The 5,318-nt window shown below is 68.8% G+C and carries 6 protein-coding genes; 5 read left to right on the forward strand and 1 reads right to left on the reverse strand.

From position 1 onward, the window contains the following. The 3 genes from QZV72_RS02995 to QZV72_RS03005 all read left to right on the forward strand — a co-directional run. Nucleotides 1-501, forward strand: a 501-nt coding sequence (locus QZV72_RS02995; RefSeq protein ID WP_297005080.1) for an NUDIX domain-containing protein, incomplete at its 5' end; no start/stop codon positions are given. 43 nt (nt 502-544) lie between these two features. Further along, entirely contained in the window at nt 545-2,053 is a 1,509-nt protein-coding gene (locus tag QZV72_RS03000; protein WP_297005082.1) for an ATP-binding protein, read from the forward strand. A gap of 1 nt (nt 2,054) precedes the next feature. Next, on the forward strand, nt 2,055-2,210 hold the full coding sequence (locus tag QZV72_RS03005; protein WP_297005085.1) for a hypothetical protein: 156 nt from the start codon (nt 2,055-2,057) through the stop codon (nt 2,208-2,210). A 338-nt stretch (nt 2,211-2,548) separates the two neighbouring features. Here the strand turns inward: QZV72_RS03005 and QZV72_RS03010 are convergent, their stop codons facing one another. Then, entirely contained in the window at nt 2,549-3,550 is a 1,002-nt protein-coding gene (locus QZV72_RS03010; RefSeq protein ID WP_297005087.1) for a bile acid:sodium symporter family protein, read from the reverse strand. Between the two features lie 57 nt (nt 3,551-3,607). Here QZV72_RS03010 and QZV72_RS03015 point away from each other — a divergent pair, with 57 nt between their 5' ends. Further along, a complete protein-coding gene (locus QZV72_RS03015; protein WP_297005091.1) occupies nt 3,608-4,972 on the forward strand; it encodes a UDP-glucose/GDP-mannose dehydrogenase family protein in 1,365 nt (454 codons plus the stop codon). Between the two features lie 126 nt (nt 4,973-5,098). After that, a partial coding sequence (locus QZV72_RS03020; protein WP_297005094.1) for a cation transporter occupies nt 5,099-5,318 on the forward strand: 220 nt, incomplete at its 3' end.

Here is a 5,318-nt window from a genome sequence, read left to right on the forward strand (position 1 = left end):
CCGGGCGTCACCGCGATCGTCGTCAAGGACGTCGCCCCGGACGCCCCCGCCTTCGCCACCCCGGAGGTCCTGCTGGTCAGGCGCGCGGACAACGGGCAGTGGACGCCGGTCTGCGGCATCGTCGACCCCGGTGAGGAGCCGCACGCCGCCGCAGTCCGCGAGGTTGCCGAGGAGACCGGGCTGACCGTCGAGGTCGACGCGCTGATCGGCGTCGGCGCCGTCGGCCCGGTGACCTACCCCAACGGTGATACCTGCCGGTTCATGGACACGGCGGTGCGCTGCGTCGTCGTCGCGTCCTCCCCCGACGATGAGGCGGCGTGGACGCCGCGCGTCAATGATGAAGAATCCACCGAGGTCGGCTGGTTCCAGATCGCCCAACTCCCCCCGATGAACCTGCGGTTCCGCCTGGTCATCGCGGACGCCGTCGCCCAGCTCAAACATCCGACCGGGTTCCGGCCGCGGATGGGCTACGTCAAACGTGACCGGCCGGCCTGGCACTGAGTCACTGAGTTGCTGAGTCGCTGAGTTGCTGAGTCACTGAGACATGAGTCGGAAGCGGGCGCTGCCCAATGTCGTCGCCGATGCGCTGGAGCGCATCTGGGAGGGCGCGACCGCTGACGACCTGGAGTCCGCCGTCCTCGACTTCAAGGAGGATCCGGCGCACACCCCGACCCGCAATGCCACGGCCAAGGTCGTGGACATGCTGGTCAAGACGGCGACCTGCTTCGCCAACGGGTCCGCCGGCCGTGCCTTCATCGTCTTCGGCATCGCCGACCGCACCCCGGGCCCGGACGCCTTCAACGGCACCGACCGGGATCCGGCGGATATCGCCCACACCATTTTCGCCAACACCCGCCCGCACCTCACGGTGGACGCCTGGTCCGCCGAGGTCCACGACACGCGCCTGGTGATCATCCGCGTCGCTGCAGGGCTGGCCGTGTACACGGGTTTCGACCGGGTGGTGAAACACCGGGTCGGTGATTCCTGCCTGCCGCTCGACGGGGCGGAGCGCGCGGAGCTGGCCCGGGTGCGTCGCAACCCCGATCCGACGGCGCAACCGGTGGCGCTCCCGGTGTCCGCCCTGGATGACCATGCCCTGGCCGTGGCGCGCGGCGTCCTCCAGAGACGGGGCGGGTGGTTCGCCGACGAGGTGGCGGACGGGACCCCGGCGGCCGTGCTGCACGCCCTCGACCTGCTCACCGGCGACGGGGCGCCCACGGTGGCGGCGAAGATCCTCTTCGCGCGCGGGGACGCTGACCGGTCGGTCGCCCGGCATCTGTTCCGGGACACCGGAGGCGAACTGGTGGCGGAGACTGAGATCCACGATCCCCTGGTGCTCGCGGCACCGTCACTGCAACGCCTGGTGCGGTCGCACGCGGACACGGCGATGCCGCCGACGGCGCAGGCGGAGGCGCTGAACAACGCGCTGCTGCACCGCGACTGGTCCAGGTCGGAGCCTGTGGTGGTGTACCAGTCGACGGACATGCTGCGGGTCTCCTCGCCGGGCGGGCTGACACCGGGGGTCTCGGCGGAGCGGCTGCTGTCGGGGCCGTCGCAGCCGCGGAATCCGGCGCTGGTCAATGCCATGCAGATCCTGGGGTTGGTGGAGTGGTCCTCGCGCGGTTTCGACCGGATGTGGGTGGCGATGCTGGCGGCAGGGTTCGAGCCGCCGACGGTGGACGTCCGGGCGGACTCGGTGGATGTGGTGCTCTTCGACGGGGTACCTGACCGGGGGTTCGTGGCCGCGCTCTCGGCGATCCGTGAGGAGTTCGGGCGCGGCATCACGCGGGACGCCGCGACGCTGGTCGTGCTGCGGTACCTGCTGGGCAGTTCCGGTGGTGCGGGTGGTGCTGCGGGTGGTGCCGGTGGTGCCGGTGGTGCGGGGACGGCGGTGATCACCCTGGAGAGGGCGGCGTCGCTGCAGCAGGCGACGCAGGCGGACGCCAGGACGCTGATGACATGGCTGGCCCAGCGGGAGATGCTGCACCGCACGGCGAAGCGTCGGGACGAGTGGCGGTTGTCGGACCGGACGCTGGCTGCCGTGGCGGGGTGAGGTGTGGTCCTCTCGGGGTCCAGGGGCGGTCCTCGGCGCTCTCGGCACTCTCGCCGCCCTCGGCATCCTGGGCACTCTCGGCATCCTGGGCGCTCTCGTCACTCTCGCCACTCTCGCCACTCTCGCCGGAAAGTGTTACCAGGTAACGGTCCCATAATCTGACATTTCCCCAGGTCGCGAGAAATATTACCGGCGCAACCTGGTAACACTTTCCCTCACCGGTGTGGGGAAGCCCGGGCCCCGGCCCCGACCCCGCGTCCTCCCCCTCGCCCTCTGACCGGGGTGCCGGGGCGCCGGGAGGCTCCGGGGCCGTCCCGAAACAACTCAGAACAACTCAGAACAACTCAGAACAACTCCACACAACGTCTCTGAACTGTGGTGATGGGGAGTGTTGAGGCCCCCAGACGGGACGCTCGGCGTCCTGCGTCGTGCGGAAGTTGTCTGGAAGTTGTTTGAACAACTCTGGAACAACTAGGTGCGTCCCAGCCTCCCCACCTACCAGGTGTTCTCCGGCCGCTTCTTCTCGTACTTCGCCGCGCGCACCGAGCACATCATCAGCTGCACCTGGTGGAAGATCATCAACGGCACGATGATCAGCCCCGCTCCCCCGGTGAACATCACCGTCGCCATCGGCAGGCCCGAGGCCAGGGACTTCTTCGTACCGCAGAACTGGATCGCGACCTGGTCACCGTAGTTGAAGCCCAGCTTCCGGGCGACCCACGAGGTCAGTGTCAGCATGATCCACACCAGAACCACCGAACCGATGACGATCCCGACGATCGCCACCCAGCTCACCGAACCCCACACACCCATGATGATGCCCTCGGAGAACGCCGAGTAGACCACCAGGCCGATGGAGATCTTGTCGACGTAGCTCGTCGGCTTCGCCTTCGCGAACCGCTGCACCGCGGGGAACAGGGCCCGGGCGATCTGGCCGATGATGAACGGCGCCAGGAGCTGCAGCGCGATGTCGAGGAAGACGGAGGTGTCGATGTGCAGGCCGCCGTCCGACCCGCCGGCCGAGCTCATGAGCAGCAGGACGAGCACCGGGGTGACGACCACACCGATGAGGTTGGACGCCGAGGCGCTGATGATCGCACCCGGCACGTTACCCCTGGCGATCGAGGTGAAGTTCACACTCGACTGCACTGTCGAGGGCACCAGGCACAGGAAGAGGATGCCCTGGTAGAGGTCGTCGCCGATGGCGTTGCGCAGCGGCATCAGCGCCAGGCCGATGAGCGGGAAGAGCACGAAGGTGAAGGCGAGGATGAGCAGGTGCAGCCGCCAGTGCATCAGGCCGTTCAACGCCTCACGGGTCGACAGCCGAGCACCGTAGAGGAAGAACAGTACGCCGATGACGATCTTCACGACCCAGTCCATGACCTCGGCGAATGCGCCGTCGGCGGGGAAGAGCAGGGCGAGGACCACGCCGAGGAGGATGAGGACGATCAGCAGATCGGGTCGGTATCCCAGGATGCGGTCAATGAACTTCCTCATGGTGGGACACTGTAGCCGAACGGGGGTGCCCCGCCGAGGTTGGTGGACACTGGTGGCATGAAACTCACTGTCATCGGCACCGGCTATCTCGGCGCCACGCATGCCGCCTGCATGGCCGCCCTGGGCCACGATGTCCTGGGGGTGGACACCGACCCGGCGAAAACAGCGACACTGAACAGTGGCCGGTCTTTCTTCCATGAGCCGGGACTGGACGACCTCCTCGCCGCCGGAGTCCGGAGCGGACGCCTCCGGTTCACCACGGACATCGGCCGGGCGGCGCAGCATGCCCGGGTGCACTTCCTCACCGTCGGTACCCCGCAGGACAAGGGCTCCTACCGGGCGGACACCAGTCACCTGGATGAGGTGGTCGATCGGCTGGTTCCACTGCTGTCGGGGCATAACCTGCTGGTCGGCAAGTCGACGGTGCCGGTGGGGACGGCCCGGCGTCTGCAACTGCGTGCGGAGCGGTCGGCGACCGGCGGGGCACGCGCCACCGTGTGCTGGAACCCGGAGTTCCTCCGGGAGGGCAGGGCCGTCGAGGACACCCTGCACCCGGACCGGATCGTCCTGGGACTGCCGGAGAACCACACGGAGCCCGAGGCCGTCCTGCGCCGCGTGTACGAACAGCCTCTGCGGGGGGACGCCGGGCACCCCGCGCCACCGTTGCTCACCATGGACCTGGCCACCTCGGAGCTGGTGAAGGTCAGCGCCAACGCCTTCCTCGCCACGAAGATCAGCTACATCAATGCGGTCAGTGAGGTGTGCGAGGCGGCCGGGGCCGATGTGACCGTCCTGGCCCGGGCCATCGGACTGGACGAGCGGATCGGCTCCTCCTTCCTGCGCGCCGGGCTCGGGTTCGGCGGAGGCTGTCTGCCCAAGGACATCCGGGCGTTCATGGCCCGGGCAGGTGAGCTCGGCGCCGATGAGGCGTTGACCATGCTCCGGGAGGTGGACGCGGTGAACATGCGCCGTCGGGAGAAGATGGTCGCACTGGTCCGGGACTCCTTCGGGGGCAGCGTCCTCGGTCACCGGGTGACCGTCCTGGGTGCCGCGTTCAAACCGGACAGTGACGATGTCCGGGATTCGCCGGCCCTGTCGGTCGCGGGTGCGCTCAACCTTGCCGGAGCCCGGGTGACGGTCCACGACCCGGTGGCGATGGAGAACGCGAGGGCGCGCTTCCCCACGCTCACCTACGCGCCCACCCTCGGCGAAGCGCTCGAAGGTGCCGAAGCGGTGGTCGTCGCCACCGAGTGGCAGGAGTTCCGCGACCTCGACCCGGTGGACGCCGCCCGCAGGGTCGCACGGCCCTGCGTCTTCGACGGCCGTAACTGCCTGCCCGCGGCGAGGTGGGTCGACGCCGGGTGGTCCTACCGGGGGTTGGGGCGCCCGGGGACGGGCCGGTCAGTGGCCGGGTGGGGGTGACCGGGGAACTTCCCGGTTCCCGGGCACGACTGATGGTCCACACGGGTCTTCCGCTGACGCAGTCCGCGGTCGTCCCTGGTGGAGACCGTAGTCGCCGGAGGAAGGGGAAGCGCAGTGACCGAGGTAGTGGATGACAGGTGTGGCGGAGGTGCGGTCGGGCCGCCTGTCCCCCACCGGATCGAACTGTCCGTGACCGGGATGAGCTGTGCAGCCTGTGCCGCGCGGGTGGAACGACGGCTCAACAGGTTGCCTGAGGTTAGTGCCTCGGTCAACTATGCGACCCGCACGGCGGTGGTGTCGGTGCGTCCCGGTGTCCCGGTCGACGCGCTGTGCGCGGAGGTCGGGA

Source organism: uncultured Corynebacterium sp. (genome assembly GCF_902782855.1).
In the GTDB taxonomy this organism is placed as follows: Bacteria; Actinomycetota; Actinomycetes; order Mycobacteriales; family Mycobacteriaceae; genus Corynebacterium.

Coding starts and splice junctions, on each gene's coding strand:
- QZV72_RS03000 (WP_297005082.1), top strand. CDS start 545: ATGAGTCGGAAGCGGGCGCTGCCCAATGTCGTCGCCGATGCGCTGGAG.
- QZV72_RS03010 (WP_297005087.1), bottom strand. CDS start 3,550: ATGAGGAAGTTCATTGACCGCATCCTGGGATACCGACCCGATCTGCTG.
- QZV72_RS03015 (WP_297005091.1), top strand. CDS start 3,608: ATGAAACTCACTGTCATCGGCACCGGCTATCTCGGCGCCACGCATGCC.